The 2,049-nt window shown below is 71.9% G+C and carries 2 protein-coding genes and 1 pseudogene; 1 reads left to right on the top strand and 2 read right to left on the bottom strand.

What is annotated here, in order from left to right; translation table 11 throughout:
• A pseudogene (locus AC0CYZ_RS17045) lies at window positions 1-298 on the top strand (hypothetical protein); the annotation flags it as partial.
• 68 nt (window positions 299-366) lie between these two features.
• Here AC0CYZ_RS17045 and AC0CYZ_RS17050 read toward each other — a convergent pair.
• Together AC0CYZ_RS17050 and AC0CYZ_RS17055 are read right to left on the bottom strand one after the other, a co-directional pair.
• Window positions 367-1,404, bottom strand: a complete 1,038-nt coding sequence (locus tag AC0CYZ_RS17050; protein WP_472217444.1) for a tryptophan--tRNA ligase — start codon at window positions 1,402-1,404, stop codon at window positions 367-369.
• A gap of 11 nt (window positions 1,405-1,415) precedes the next feature.
• Window positions 1,416-1,766 (bottom strand): DUF3817 domain-containing protein, encoded by a 351-nt coding sequence (locus AC0CYZ_RS17055; protein ID WP_472217445.1) that lies wholly within the window; start codon window positions 1,764-1,766, stop codon window positions 1,416-1,418.
• Between the last annotated feature and the right edge of the window lie 283 nt (window positions 1,767-2,049).

Genomic DNA, 2,049 nt, shown 5'->3' on the forward strand with positions numbered 1-2,049 from the left:
GACGACGGAGGTGGGCATGACGGTCCTCGGATGGGTCGCCGTACTCGTCGGCGCGTGGTGCGTCGTCTCGGTCGTCGCGGCCCTCGGGCTCGGGGCGCTGCTGCGCCGGGGTTCGGTGGTGGACGGCGACCTCAGCGACCAGGGCCGGGGACGCTCCGCGTTCACCGACGGTGCGCTCGCGATGTGGCTGGCCGAGGTGCCCCACATCCCGGACACCCCCGGCGTCCTCGTGAACGACGTGCCGGCGCAGCGGCCGCGGGACGTGGACTCCGGGTTCTCGCAGGTGCTCCGCTCGTAGGTGCGCTTCGCGGGCGTGAGCATTGTTCCGCCCTGTGACACGGACCAGTGCTCACGAGCCGGAGGCACCTACCGGTCGATCCCGATCGCCGTCCGCACCGAACCCAGCACCCGCCGTGCGCGGTCGCGGGCGATCTCCCCGCCGTGGGCGAGGGCGTCGTCGAGGGCGCTGCCCGGCTCCATGAGCTCCTCGTAGCGCTCGCGCATCGGGGCGAGCCGCTCCTCGAGCACATCGGCGAGCTGGTTCTTCAGGTCGCCCCAGCCCACGCCGCCGGCCTCGAGGCGCGCCCGCGTCTCGGCCACGTCGTCCGCCGTCGCGAACTGCGCGAGGATCTGGAACACCGCCGAGGAGTCCGGGTCCTTGGGGGCCTCGACGGGCGTGGAGTCGGTGGGGATGCGGCGCACCAGCTTGCGGAGCTTCGCGGCGGGCAGGAACAGCGGGATGTAGTTGTCGTACGACTTCGACATCTTCCGGCCGTCGAGCCCCGGCAGCGTGTGCCCCGTCGTCTCCGCCGGGATGACCGCCTCGGGGATCCGGAACCGGTAGCCCGACCCGTAGAGGTGGTTGAAGCTGCCGGCGATGTCGGCGGCGATCTCCACGTGCTGCGCCTGGTCGCGCCCCACCGGGACGAGGTCCGCCTCCATGATCAGGATGTCGACGGCCATGAGGATGGGGTAGTTGTAGGTCCCCATGTTGATGCCCGCGTCCGGGTCCTCCCCGGCCGCCAGGTTCGCCTCCCGCGCGGCCTTGTAGGCGTGGGCGCGGTTCATCAGTCCCTTGCCGGTGACGCAGGACAGGATCCACGTCAGCTCGAACGTCTCGGGGACGTCGGACTGCCGGTAGAAGATCGTCCGGTGCGGGTCCAGCCCGGCGGCGAGCCAGGTCGCGGCCACCGAGCGCGTCCACTGGTGCAGCAGCTCGGGGTCCCGGGCGGTGGTGAGCGCGTGGTAGTCGGCGATGAAGTACAGCGACTCGTGCTCGCCGGCCATCGCGATGGCGGGCTCGATGGCGCCGATCAGGTTGCCGAGGTGCGGTTCCCCGGTCGGCTTGATCCCGGTCAGCGACGTCTTCGTCCGCGTCGCCGGGGCGTTCTCCGTGCTCACCACGGTCGTCGAGCCTATCCCTGCCGGACGCGCACCTCGTCGATCAGGCCGCGGCGGCGGGCGGCGTGCTCGAACCAGAGCGTGGTCAGCGGCGGGATGCTCGCGAGCAGGCCCACGACGGTCGTGCCCGCACGCCATCCGAAGGTGCGCGCGGTCACGAGCGTGATCACCACGTAGAGGATGAACAGCACCCCGTGGATCGGCCCGAAGACCTTCACGCCGACGTCGTCGAACACCACGAGGTACTTGAACACCATCCCGATCAGCAGCCCCGTCCAGGAGCAGGCCTCGGCGATCGCGACGGTGCGGAACGCCCGGGCCAGCAGCACCGGGTCGAGGCGGCGGCGGGTGGTCGAGGTGGTCACGGAACGACACTGTGCCGCAGCGACGGGTCGGGGCGGTGTGACGGACGGGGCCGACGTTGCCGAGGTCACGACGGCCTCCGTGGCAGCAACGGCGCGTTGCTGACGCCTGATGGCAGAACGACGCCGTCCACCCGTGGGCTCGCCGGGCGCCCGTCGCAGCAACGGCGCGTTGCTGACGTCTGACGGCAGAACGGCGCCGTTCACCCGTGGGCTCGCCGTCGGGCGGGCCCACTCACCTCGGCACGGCGGCGAGCAGCGCCTCCCGCAACGCGGCCGCGGCCGG

The organism is Actinomycetospora sp. (genome assembly GCF_055612215.1).